The organism is Agromyces sp. Leaf222 (genome assembly GCF_001421565.1).
GTDB lineage: Bacteria > Actinomycetota > Actinomycetes > Actinomycetales > Microbacteriaceae > Agromyces.
Genome location: NZ_LMKQ01000001.1, coordinates 2,035,099 through 2,046,237, shown reverse-complemented (window position 1 = coordinate 2,046,237; position 11,139 = coordinate 2,035,099). Strand labels below are relative to the sequence as shown.

At 70.5% G+C, this 11,139-nt stretch carries 12 protein-coding genes; all 12 read right to left on the bottom strand.

Going from position 1 to position 11,139, the window contains the following annotated elements; genetic code table 11:
• Positions 1-93 precede the first annotated feature (93 nt).
• The 12 genes from ASE68_RS09030 to ASE68_RS08975 all read right to left on the bottom strand — a co-directional run bounded on the left by ASE68_RS09030 (position 94) and on the right by ASE68_RS08975 (position 11,042).
• Positions 94-606 (bottom strand): DoxX family membrane protein, encoded by a 513-nt coding sequence (locus ASE68_RS09030; RefSeq protein ID WP_055857569.1) that lies wholly within the window; start codon positions 604-606, stop codon positions 94-96.
• A gap of 272 nt (positions 607-878) precedes the next feature.
• The gene (nusB, locus tag ASE68_RS09025; RefSeq protein ID WP_055857567.1) at positions 879-1,292 is read right to left on the bottom strand and encodes a transcription antitermination factor NusB; all 414 of its coding nucleotides are present in this window, start codon (positions 1,290-1,292) and stop codon (positions 879-881) included.
• Positions 1,292-1,855 carry an elongation factor P gene (gene efp / locus ASE68_RS09020; protein WP_055857565.1) on the bottom strand — a complete coding sequence of 188 codons (564 nt, stop codon included), beginning with the start codon at positions 1,853-1,855 and terminating at the stop codon, positions 1,292-1,294. Before efp ends, nusB begins: the two co-directional genes overlap by 1 nt.
• A 75-nt stretch (positions 1,856-1,930) precedes the next feature.
• A complete protein-coding gene (aroQ, locus tag ASE68_RS09015) occupies positions 1,931-2,371 on the bottom strand; it encodes a type II 3-dehydroquinate dehydratase (RefSeq protein ID WP_055857563.1) in 441 nt (146 codons plus the stop codon).
• A gap of 73 nt (positions 2,372-2,444) precedes the next feature.
• Positions 2,445-3,530 carry a 3-dehydroquinate synthase gene (aroB, locus tag ASE68_RS09010; RefSeq protein ID WP_055857561.1) on the bottom strand — a complete coding sequence of 362 codons (1,086 nt, stop codon included), beginning with the start codon at positions 3,528-3,530 and terminating at the stop codon, positions 2,445-2,447.
• Positions 3,527-4,066 carry a shikimate kinase gene (locus tag ASE68_RS09005; protein WP_055857559.1) on the bottom strand — a complete coding sequence of 180 codons (540 nt, stop codon included), beginning with the start codon at positions 4,064-4,066 and terminating at the stop codon, positions 3,527-3,529. Before ASE68_RS09005 ends, aroB begins: the two co-directional genes overlap by 4 nt.
• Complete coding sequence (aroC, locus tag ASE68_RS09000; protein WP_055857558.1) at positions 4,044-5,264, bottom strand: chorismate synthase; 1,221 nt, start codon at positions 5,262-5,264, stop codon at positions 4,044-4,046. Before aroC ends, ASE68_RS09005 begins: the two co-directional genes overlap by 23 nt.
• A 24-nt stretch (positions 5,265-5,288) precedes the next feature.
• Entirely contained in the window at positions 5,289-6,128 is an 840-nt protein-coding gene (locus ASE68_RS08995; protein ID WP_055857556.1) for a shikimate dehydrogenase, read from the bottom strand.
• Positions 6,121-7,647 (bottom strand): endolytic transglycosylase MltG, encoded by a 1,527-nt coding sequence (gene mltG / locus ASE68_RS08990; protein WP_235480806.1) that lies wholly within the window; start codon positions 7,645-7,647, stop codon positions 6,121-6,123. Before mltG ends, ASE68_RS08995 begins: the two co-directional genes overlap by 8 nt.
• Positions 7,644-8,120 (bottom strand): Holliday junction resolvase RuvX, encoded by a 477-nt coding sequence (gene ruvX / locus ASE68_RS08985; protein ID WP_055857554.1) that lies wholly within the window; start codon positions 8,118-8,120, stop codon positions 7,644-7,646. Before ruvX ends, mltG begins: the two co-directional genes overlap by 4 nt.
• Before the next feature lie 4 nt (positions 8,121-8,124).
• Positions 8,125-10,782, bottom strand: coding sequence for an alanine--tRNA ligase (alaS, locus tag ASE68_RS08980; protein WP_055857552.1), 2,658 nt, complete (start codon positions 10,780-10,782; stop codon positions 8,125-8,127).
• 62 nt (positions 10,783-10,844) lie between these two features.
• Complete coding sequence (locus tag ASE68_RS08975) at positions 10,845-11,042, bottom strand: hypothetical protein (protein ID WP_055857550.1); 198 nt, start codon at positions 11,040-11,042, stop codon at positions 10,845-10,847.
• Positions 11,043-11,139 lie beyond the last annotated feature (97 nt).

Here is an 11,139-nt window from a genome sequence, read left to right as displayed (position 1 = left end):
CTCGAGCCTATCAGCCGCCTGATCAGGCTCGTTGCACGCAGAGGGGCCGCACCGGATCGGTCCGGCCCCTCTGGATGCGGTGGGCGGGAGCGATCACCGGCGGATCGGGCGCTTGAGCGCGGTCGCGGCGACGACCATCGCCGCGGTGACGAGCACCAGGTCCTTCAGGATGTACTGCGCGGTGAGCGTCGGGCCGGCGGCGGTGAACAGCTCGGCGTTGAAGAAGACGAGCGGCGAGAAGATGCCGACGAACGTGCCGGCGAGGGCGATGAGCCCGATCCGCACGAAGACGCCCGTGACGAGCGTGAGCCCGACGAACACCTCGAGCGTCGCGGTGATCGCGAGCGCCGCGTATCCGTCGATGACGCCGAACGAGAGCACGTTCCAGGTGCGCGAGACGAGCCCCTCGACCGGGCTGACGCCCGGCAGGTACTTGAGTGCACCGAAGACGAGGAACACCAGGCCGAGACTGACCCGCAGGGCCGGCACCGAGGTGCGTGAGAGGAAGCGCTGGACGACGGCCTGCGCGGCCTCGGCGCGATCGAGGATCGTGTCGAGGGAGGCGGCGGTCGAGGTGCGACCGCTCACGAGGGTGGTGCTGGACATGCGAGGAGTTCCTTCCGGGGAGATGAGCCGCGGACGATCGTCCGGGCGGCCGCTCGGGGCGACGTCGCCAATCTCATCGCGGACCGGTGCTCCGCACGTCGGGGCCTCCGCTGAACCCTGCTCGGTGGGATCGCTGAACGTTCCTCCGGGCCTGCACCCCCGCCGTATGGACGATCCCACGTGCGCGGGTGAACGCGAGCGTGCTCATCGGCGCACGCGAAAAGGCGCACGAGCATCGAATGCTCGTGCGCCCTCGCGTGGAACCGGTGCGGTCAGCCCTTCGAGTGCGAGATCGCCGCGAGCAGGCCGTTCACGAAGCCGGCCGAGTCGTCGGTCGACAGCACGGTGGCGGCCTCGACCGCCTCGGAGATCGCCACGGGGTCGGGCACCTGGTCGTTGTAGAGGATCTCCCACGCGCCGATGCGCAGCAGGGCGCGGTCGACGGCGGGCATGCGCTCGAGGGTCCAGCCGCGCGAGTGCGTGGTGATGAGCTCGTCGATCTCCTCGCGGTGGTCGACGATGCCGTCGACGATCTCGCGTGCGTAGAGCCACGACGCCTGCCGCTCGGGCTCGCTGACGGCGCGCTCGGCCTCGGTCACGAGCAACTGCTCGACCGGCACCTGCCGCATGTCGGCGGAGTAGAGCAGGTCGAGGGCGCGCTTGCGCGCCTTCGTTCGGGAGCTCACTAGTCGTTCACGCGCCCGAGGTAGGAGCCGTCGCGGGTGTCGACCTTGACCCTGGTGCCGGTCTCGAGGAACAGCGGGACCTGGATCTCGTAGCCGGTCTGCACCGTGGCGGGCTTCGTGCCACCGGTCGAGCGGTCGCCCTGCAGGCCGGGCTCGGTGTACGTGATCTCGAGCACGACGGATGCCGGAAGCTCGACGTAGAGCGGGTTGCCGTTGTTCAGGGCGATCGTGACGGCCTGGTTCTCGAGCATGAAGTTGGCGGCGTCGCCGACGACGGTGCCGGGAACGGTGATCTGGTCGTAGTCGGAGGTGTCCATGAACACGTAGCCGTCGCCATCGGCGTAGAGGTAGCTGAAGTCGCGACGGTCGACGTTCTCGATCTCGATCTTGGCGCCCGCGTTGTACGTGCGGTCGACGACCTTGCCCGACACGACGTTCTTGAGCTTGGTGCGCACGAAAGCGCCGCCCTTGCCCGGCTTGACGTGCTGGAACTCGATGACGCTCCAGAGCTGGCCGTCGATGGAGAGGACGACGCCGTTCTTGATGTCAGCGGTGCTTGCCATGAAGATGATTCCGTTCGATTCGAGGAAAGTTTCGGGCGCACGACGAAGGTGTGCGACTGATCGAGTGTAGTCGACTCACCCGAGCGAACGCAGAACCGCCTGCACCGCGAGGTGGTACGAGTCGGGGCCGAAGCCGGCGATCACGCCCGTCGCCACGCCCGAGATCACGCTCGTGTGCCGGAACGTCTCGCGGGAATGCGGGTTCGAGAGGTGCACCTCGACCAGCGGCACGCCGGCCTGCTTGAGTTGCGCCGCGGCATCCCTCAGCGCGTAGCTGTAATGCGTGAACGCCGCGGGATTCAGCACGACCGGCAGACGACGGTCGACGGCCTCGTGGATCCAGCCGATGAGCTCGGCCTCGTCATCGGACTGCCGGAAGTCGACCTCGACCCCGTCGGGAACGGATGCCGCGAGCCCCGCTCCGATCTCCTCGAGCGTCTCGCTGCCGTACACCTCGGGTTCGCGAGTGCCGAGCCGGCCGAGGTTCGGGCCGTTCAGCACGAGGATCGTCGTCATGCCCGAAAGCCTATCGGCGCGGCATCCGCCGACCTGACGAGGCGTCGCGCCGAGACACTCCGCTCGACTCGGCTCAGGAGCCGATCTCTTGATACGCGGCGAAGAGCAGCGACTGGTCGGGCGCCTGCATGACGGTGGGCTTCGCGAGGTCGTCGAGCACGATGAAGCGCAACTGGCCGCCGCGCGACTTCTTGTCGCGCTGCATCGTCGCGAGGAGCGTCGGCCAGCGCCCGGCGGGGTAGCTCGTCGGCAGGCCGAGCAGCTCGAGGATGCTGCGGTGGCGATCCGCGACCTCGTCGGAGAGCCGGCCGGACAGTCGCCCGAGCTCGGCCGCGAACGCCATGCCCACCGAGATCGCGGCGCCGTGCCGCCACTGGTAGCGCTCCGCATGCTCGACGGCGTGTCCGAGCGTGTGCCCGTAGTTCAGGATCTCGCGGAGGCCCTGCTCGGTGAGGTCCTCGGAGACGACGTCGGCCTTCATCTGGATCGCCAGCTCGACGACCCGACGGAACTGCGGCGTGGTCGGATCGGTCGCCGCATCGGGGTCCGCCTCGATCGTGTCGAGGATCTCGGGGTACCGGATGAACCCCGCCTTCACGATCTCGGCGAAGCCCGCGAGGATCTCGTTGCGCGGCAGCGTGTCGAGCAGGTCGAGGTCGCAGAGCACCGCAGCCGGCGGGTGGAACGCGCCGACGAGGTTCTTGCCCTCGTTCGTGTTGATGCCGGTCTTGCCGCCGACCGCGGCGTCGACCATGCCGAGCACCGTCGTCGGCACCTGCACGACCCGCACGCCGCGCAGCCAGGTCGCCGCCACGAACCCGGCGAGGTCGGTGACCGCACCGCCGCCGATGCCGACGACCGCGTCGCTGCGCGTGAAGTCCGCCTGCCCGAGCACCTGCCAGCAGAACGCGGCGACCTCGATGCGCTTGCCGGCCTCGGCGTCGGGGATCTCGGCGAGCAGCACCTCGAAGCGGTCGGAGAGCGACTCGCGCAACGCCGCGGCACGGGCGCCGAGCGTCGACGGATGCACGACCAGCACCTTGCGAACGGCGGGGCCGAGCGCGTCGCCGAGGTCGGCGAGCACGCCGTTGCCGATGACGACGTCGTAGCCGCCCTCTCCCCCGACGCGGATGCTCGTGCTTGGCGCGGCTGCGGTCATCGTGTTCCTCCGAAGCGCTCGGTGATCTGTTCGACGATCCGTGCGACCGAGCGGCGCGACGTGTCGATCTCGAGGTCGGCGAGTGAGGCGTACACCGGCTCGCGCTCGAGCTGGATCTCGTTCCACCTCGTCAGCCCGCCCTCGGCGAGCAGGGGGCGGTTGCCGCCGGCCAGGCGCACGGCGACCGCCTCTGCGGTCACCACGAGTCGCACGACGGCGAGCTCCGCGAGGTCGGCCTGCGTGTCGGGGTGCAGCACGGCTCCGCCGCCGAGCGACACGATCGCCTGCTCGGTCAGGGCCTCCGCCACGACCTCGCGCTCGACCACTCGGAAGCCGGGCTCGCCGTCTCTGGCGAAGATCGCGTCGATCGGGCCGTGGCGCTCCTCGATGCGGGTGTCGGTGTCGATGAACGGCACGCCGACGGATGCCGCGAGCCGGGCTCCGACGCGCGACTTGCCAGCCCCCATCGGGCCGATGAGCACGAGCGGGAGCTGCAGGATCGGCGCGGACTCGTCAGGCACGGGTCGGAGCGGCATCCGCCGACGCGACCTCGGTGCGGAGCGCGTCGGGGATCGCCGCGAGGTAGGACTCGAGGTTTCGGCGCGTCTCGCCGACGGAGTCGCCGCCGAACTTCTCGAGCACGGCGTTCGCGAGCGTCAAGGCGACCATCGCCTCGGCGACGACGCCGGCCGCTGGAACGGCGCAGACATCCGATCGCTGGTGGTGCGCAGCGGCGGCCTCGCCGGTGGCGATGTCGACCGTCGGCAGGGCGTGCGGAATCGTCGCGATCGGCTTCATGCCGGCTCGCACGCGGAGCACGGTGCCCGTGGACATGCCGCCCTCGGTGCCGCCCGCGCGATCGCTCGAGCGCACGATGCGGCCGTCGGCGAGGTGGAGCTCGTCGTGGGCGGCCGAACCGCGACGGCGCGTGGTCTCGAACCCGTCGCCGACCTCGACGCCCTTGATCGCCTGGATGCCCATGAGCGCCGCGGCGAGCTGCGAGTCGAGCCTGCGGTCCCAGTGCACGTGCGAGCCGAGGCCCGGGGGCACACCGTAGGCGAGCACCTCGACGACGCCGCCGAGCGTGTCGCCGTCCTTGTGGGCCGCGTCGACCTCGGCGACCATGAGCGCCGAGGTCTCGGCGTCGAAGCAGCGCAGCGGGTCGGCGTCGAGCGCGTCGACGTCGCCCGGCAACGGCAGCGGCCGCCCCTCGGGAACGCGCACGGGCCCGATGGCGATCGTGTGGGCGACGAGCTCGATGCCGAGCTCGGACAGGAAGCTCCGGGCGATCGCGCCGAGCGCGACGCGTGCGGCCGTCTCGCGGGCGCTGGCCCGCTCGAGCACCGGCCGGGCCTCGTCGAAGTCGTACTTCTGCATGCCGACGAGATCGGCGTGACCGGGGCGGGGGCGGGTGAGCGCTGCTCCGCGACCGCGGCCGAGGCGTGCCGGGTCGATCGGCTCGGGGCTCATCACCTCCTGCCACTTGGGCCATTCGGTGTTGCCGACGCGCACGGCGACCGGGCTGCCGAGGCTGAGGCCGTGGCGCACACCGCCAGAGATGGCGAGCTCGTCCTGCTCGAACTTCATGCGCGCTCCGCGGCCGTAGCCGAGTTTGCGGCGCGCGAGATCGGCACGGATGTCATCGAGTGAAACGGGGATACCGGCGGGAAGACCCTCGAGGATCGCGACCAACTCTGGGCCGTGCGATTCTCCGGCAGTGAGCCAACGGAGCATGCCGTCTATCCTTCCACAGCCGCGTCAGAGCGATTCGCGCATGACGGCGAGCACGTCGGCCTCGTCGGGCAGCGGCACGGTCGGGTCGCCGCCGACGAAGACGCGCACCTGCAGCAGGGCCTGGTGCAGCAGCATGCCGCTGCCGTCGATGACGCGCCCGCCCGCCGCGATCCATTGCGAGGCGAGCGGCGTCGGCCACGGCGCGTAGGCGACGTCGAGCAGCAGCGCTCCCCCGACGAGATCTTCGGATGCCGCGACGCCGGCGTCCGTGCCGCCCGGCAGCGTGCTGACGACCACGTCGACCGCCTCGGTCGCGGCGGCCGTCGCGAGGTCGGCGATGTGCGCCGGCGTGACGCGGATGCCGACCGACCGGCCGAGCTCGACGAGCACGTCGCCGGCCTCGGGCCGTCGCAGCAGCAGGTGCACGTGGGCGACGCCGAGCTCGGCGAGTGCCACGAGAGCGGATGCCGCGGTGGCACCGCCTCCGAGCACGATCGCCGTTCGTGCCCGCTCGACGCCCGCGTCGGCGAGCGAGCGCACGATGCCGCCGACATCCGTGTTGAAGCCGAGCCGGCGACCGTCGTCGAACAAGACGGTGTTCGCCGCGCCCGTGAGCCGTGCGACGGCATCGATCTCGTCGAGCACCGGGATGACGTCGTACTTGAGCGGCATCGTGAGCGAGAGTCCCCGCCACGAGGCGTCGCGGCTGGTCACGAACTCGCCGACGCCGGCGCCGTCGACCTCGATGCGGTCGTACGACCAGTCGAGGCCGAGGCGATGGTACGCCGCGAGATGGAGACCGGGGCTCTTGGAGTGGGTGATCGGCTTGCCGAGCACGGCGAGGCGGGTGCGGGCGTCACTCACAGTAGGCCGCATTCTCCTCGCTCGCGGCACACCACTCCTGCAGTTGGGCGACGGCCGCATCGTGCTCCTCGACCGTGGTGGAGAACACCGTCTCGCCGGTCGCGAGATTCACCGGCACGAAGAACAACCAGGTGCCCTCGGCTGGGTGGATGGCCGCGTTGATCGCCACGTCGCCCGGATTGCCGATCGGCCCGATGGGCAGGCCGGGATTCGCATACGTGTTGTAGAGGTTGCTCGCGTCGGCGCGTTCCTCGTCGGTGGTCCAGACGGTGTGCATGTTGCCGGTGCCGTAGGCGACCGTCGCGTCGGACTGGAGGTTGATGCCCTGGTCGAGCCGGTTCTGGAAGACCCGGGCGATCTTCGGGAAGTCGTCGGTGTTCGACCCGGCTTCCCGCTGGACGATCGAGGCGAGGATGACGGTCTTCCACCGGTCGGCGGGAGCGACCCCCGCTTCGTCGAGCGCCTGGAACTGTCGGTCGACGAGGGTCTTCAGGACACCATGCGCATCGATTCCCGGATCGAGCGTGTAGGTCGCCGGGAACAGGAAACCCTCGAGCGTCGTGGCCTCAGCAGGGAGCCCGTACGACTGCGGCGACTCGGCCGCAGCGGCCTGCAGGTCCTCGAGCGGGATCCCTGTGCCTTCGGAGGCCGCGACGAGCACGTCGGGCAGCGCGGTGCCCTCGGGGATCACGAACGTGTTCTCGAGCTTGTTCGCCGGATCGGTCAGGGCGTCGAGCGCCGCCTGCGAACTCATCTGGCTCGCCAACTGGTAGGCGCCGGGCTGGAATTCCGGCTCCGGGCTCTGCGCGAGCAGCAGGTCGTAGAAGGCGTCGTACGAGGCGACGACGTCCTGTGCCGCGAGGTTCTCGGCGATGCTCGCGCCCGTGTCGCCCTCGTGGATCATGAAGACGACCTCGCCGGTGCCGGCGCCCTCGTAGTCTTCAGCGGGCGTGAAGTAGTCGATCGCGGCCGTGATCGGCCCCTGCAGGAAGAACGCCGCCCCGGCGACGAGCCCGGCGACGATGAGCAGTCCGATGAGGCAGCCCCATGGGCCACGGCGCTTTCGCTTCGGTTCGTGGTATTCGTCGTAGGCGATCGCGCGCCGGTCGACCCGCGTCGCGACGAACGGATCGACGGGGGCCTCGGCCGGAGGCGGCGCACCCGCCGGCGATGCCGCGGCGGCGGCGGCCGGCTGCACGAGGCGCTCGAACGGCTCGGCCTGCGAGGCGGGCACCGATGGCGATGCGAGCGGTTCCGGCGGCGACGCCGCAGCGCGCTCCGCCTGCTCCGCCTCGGCCTGCTGGCGCTGCTCGAGCTCGCGGAGCTCGCGACGCGTCATCGGCTGCGCCGCGTCGCCGGCAGCAGGTGCCGCGTCGGCGGCCGCCGGCTGCGGCGGATTCTGTGCGGCGGCCGCTCGGCGCGCGGCATCCGCCTGGGCCTCACCGTTGAGCAGCGCATGCCAGTCGGTGGCTGCGCGTGGGGGGGTGGGGTCTCGGCGCTCTGGGGGGAGCTGAGTCACAGGGTGGAGGGCCCTTCGTCGGGGTCGAGCGGGCGCCCCGGCGGGTTGCCCGAAGCGCGCTCGCTGTCGAGTGCGTGTTGCAGAATGATAACGGCCGCGACCTGGTCGACGACCGGACGCTGCGTGCGAGTCGAGCGACCCGAGGCGCGGAGCGCCTGCTGGGCGCTCACCGTCGAGAGCCGCTCATCGACGAGGCGCACCGCTGCGCCGAGGTCGGCGAGGCGCTGCGCGAAGGCGACGGCGTCGTCGGTCGAGGGCGTCGCCGCCCCCGACATCGAGAGCGGATGCCCGACGATCAACTCGAACGCGGAGTACTCCTCGGCGAGCTCGAGCACGCGCCGGATGTCGGCATCGCCGTCGGCGGCCCTGGGAACCGTCTCGATCGGCACGGCGAGCAGCCCGCCGGCGTCGCTGCGGGCGACGCCGATGCGGGCGCGACCGACATCGACGCCGAGACGGGCCCCGGAACGCATCGGGTCAGCCCGCGAACGCGCGGCGCACCGCGTCGAGTGCCGCGGGGATCGCCGAGAGGTCGCTGCCGCCGCCCTGGGCGAGGTCGGGCTTGCCGCCGCCACCGCCGCCGAGCACGCCGGCCATCGTCTTCGCGAGCGCGCCGGCGTTCGCGCCGACCTCGCGTGCCGCGGGCGAGGTCGCGACGATCGCCACCGGACGTCCGCCGACCTCGGCGGTCAGGGCGACGACGGATGCCGCGTCGCCGAGCCTGCCCCGCACAGCGGTCGCGAGCGAGCGGAGCTCGTCACCCGATCCGAGCGAGCCGACGGTCTCGGCGACGAGGAGCACGTCACCCGTGCGCACCGCATTCGCCGCGAGAGCCGGAACCCGGTCGGTGAGCGCCTTGGCCTCGAACTGGGCGATGCGCTTCTCGGCGGACTTCAGGTTCGCGACGAGGTCGCCGATGCGCTCGACGAGCTGGTCGGGGCGCGTCTTCAGGTTCGAACTGAGCTCGGAGACGAGGGCGCGCTCCGACGCGAAGCGTCGGAACGCGTCGAGGCCGACGAGGGACTCGACGCGACGGTTCGACGCGCCCACCGAGGACTCGCCGATGATGTTGATCATGCCGATCTCGGCGCTGGAGCGCACATGCGTTCCGGCGCAGAGTTCGCGAGACCATGGGCCGCCGATGTCGACCACGCGCACGACGTCGCCGTACTTCTCGCCGAAGAGCGCCATCGCGCCGAGGGCCTTCGCCTCGTCGAGCGGGAGCTCGCGCGTCACGACCTCGAGGTTGTCGCGCACCGCGTTGTTCGAGATCTCCTCGATCTCGGTGCGCGTCTCGGGCGACAGGGCCTGGTTCCAGCCGTAGTCGAGGCGGAGGTAGCCGGCCTTGTTGAAGGAGCCGGACTGGTGCGCGTTCGGGCCGAGCACCTCGCGGAGCGCGGCATGCACGAGGTGGGTGCCGGAGTGCGCCTGCGTCGCGCCGCGGCGATACTGCTCGTCGACGACGGAGGTCGCAGGCACGCCGACGCCCACCTCGCCCGAGAGCACCTTCACGGTGTGGCTGATGAGGCCCTTGACGGGCTTCTGCACGTCGAGCACCTGGAGTTCGAAGCCGTCGCCCACGATGCGCCCCTGGTCGGGCGCCTGGCCGCCGGACTCCGCGTAGAGCGAGGTCTCCGCGAGGATCACCTCTGCGGTCTGGCCGGCGACGGCCGCCGCGACGGGGTGGCCGTCGACGAGGATGCCGAGCACGCTCGACTCGGTGAGGAGTTCGGTGTAGCCCGTGAAGACCGTCTCGCCCTTCGCGCGGAAGTCGGCGTACACCGACAGGTCGGCGAGCACCTTCTTCTTCGACTTCGCGTCGGCCTTCGCACGCGTGCGCTGGGCGGTCATGAGTTCGTCGAAGGCGACGCGGTCGACCGCGAGGCCCGCCTCGTCGGCCATCTCGAGCGTCAGCTCGATCGGGAAGCCGTACGTGTCGTGCAGCAGGAACGCCGTGTTGCCGGCGAGCTCGCCCTTGCCGCTGGCCTTCGTCTCGCCGACGGCGCCGTCGAGAATCGTCGTGCCCGCTGCGAGCGTGCGCAGGAACGTCTCCTCCTCGCCGAGGGCCAACTGCTCGATGTGCGCGTAGTCGCGCTCGACCTCGGGGTACGCGGCCTTCATGGCGTCGCGCGACGCCGCGAACAGCTCGCGGAACGTCGTGCCCTCGACCCCGAGCAGGCGCATCGCGCGGATGCTGCGGCGCAGGAGGCGACGCAGGATGTACCCGCGCCCCTCGTTCGACGGGGCGACGCCGTCGCTCATGAGCATGAGGGCGGAGCGCACGTGGTCGGCGATGACGCGCATGCGCACGTCGTCGTCGTGGTTCGCGCCGTACGCGCGCCCCGACAGCTCGGCCGCGCGATCGAGCACCGGCCGTACCTGGTCGATCTCGTACATGTTCTCGACGCCCTGCTTGATGAAGGCGACGCGCTCGAGGCCCATGCCGGTGTCGATGTTCTTCTTCGGCAGTTCCTTCACGATGCGGAAGTCGGTCTTCGACGTCACGTCATCGATGAGGTACTGCATGAAGACGAGGTTCCAGATCTCGACGTAGCGGTCGTCATCGGTCGCCGGACCGCCGTCGATGCCGTACGCGGGACCGCGGTCGAAGAAGATCTCGGAGCAGGGGCCGGCCGGGCCCGGCTGGCCGGTGTGCCAGTAGTTGGTGTCCTTGCCGAGGCGCTGGATGCGCTCGTCGGGCAGCCCGGCGACCTTCTTCCAGAGTTCGATCGCCTCGTCGTCGTCTTCGTACACCGTCACCCAGAGGTCTTCGGGCCTGAACCCGTAGCCGCCGTCGTCCTCAGCGGAGGTGAGCAGTTCCCACGCCATCGAGATGGCGCCTTCCTTGAAGTAGTCGCCGAACGAGAAGTTGCCGTTCATCTGGAAGAACGTGCCGTGGCGCGGCGTCTTGCCGACCTCTTCGATGTCGTTCGTGCGGATGCACTTCTGCACGCTCGTGGCGCGCGGATACGGCGCGGGCACGATTCCCGTGAGGTACGGCACGAACGGCACCATGCCGGCGACCGTGAAGAGCAGCGTCGGGTCGTCGGAGACGAGTGAGGCGGACGGCACGACGGTGTGTCCGCGGCGTGCGAAGAAGTCCAGCCAGCGCTGGCGGATGTCTGCGGTCTGCATGGTTCCGTTCTGGATTCTGCTGCCGGAGTCGCCCCCGGGTGGAAGGAAGGGAAGGCCGCGGCTCAGTCGACGAGGTCGTCGACCGCGGACCTGAGTTCGGCCTCGCGCTCGTGGTAGCCGTCGGCGACGGCGCGCCCGAAGGCCTTGGCCTTGGCGTCGACCGAGGAGAAGAATTCGCGGCCCTGCGAGGTCTGGTTCACCTGGTGCGCGGCCACGAATCCGGCGATGATCCCGACCGCGAACCACAGAATGCTCTTCACGAAAGTGCTCCCTCAGCGTGTGTTGTCGTGCCGACGGGTCTGGGGCGTTCGAACAGCCCGGCATGCCGCCGCGTCTTCGTCACCAGTCTAGTGGCGG

Excerpts from the sequence above, each read along its gene's own strand:
- ASE68_RS09030 (WP_055857569.1), bottom strand. The coding sequence starts at position 606 with ATGTCCAGCACCACCCTCGTGAGCGGTCGCACCTCGACCGCCGCCTCC.
- efp (WP_055857565.1), bottom strand. The coding sequence starts at position 1,855 with ATGGCAAGCACCGCTGACATCAAGAACGGCGTCGTCCTCTCCATCGAC.
- aroQ (WP_055857563.1), bottom strand. The coding sequence starts at position 2,371 with ATGACGACGATCCTCGTGCTGAACGGCCCGAACCTCGGCCGGCTCGGC.
- aroB (WP_055857561.1), bottom strand. The coding sequence starts at position 3,530 with ATGACCGCAGCCGCGCCAAGCACGAGCATCCGCGTCGGGGGAGAGGGC.
- ASE68_RS09005 (WP_055857559.1), bottom strand. The coding sequence starts at position 4,066 with ATGCCGCTCCGACCCGTGCCTGACGAGTCCGCGCCGATCCTGCAGCTC.
- aroC (WP_055857558.1), bottom strand. The coding sequence starts at position 5,264 with ATGCTCCGTTGGCTCACTGCCGGAGAATCGCACGGCCCAGAGTTGGTC.
- ruvX (WP_055857554.1), bottom strand. The coding sequence starts at position 8,120 with ATGCGTTCCGGGGCCCGTCTCGGCGTCGATGTCGGTCGCGCCCGCATC.
- alaS (WP_055857552.1), bottom strand. The coding sequence starts at position 10,782 with ATGCAGACCGCAGACATCCGCCAGCGCTGGCTGGACTTCTTCGCACGC.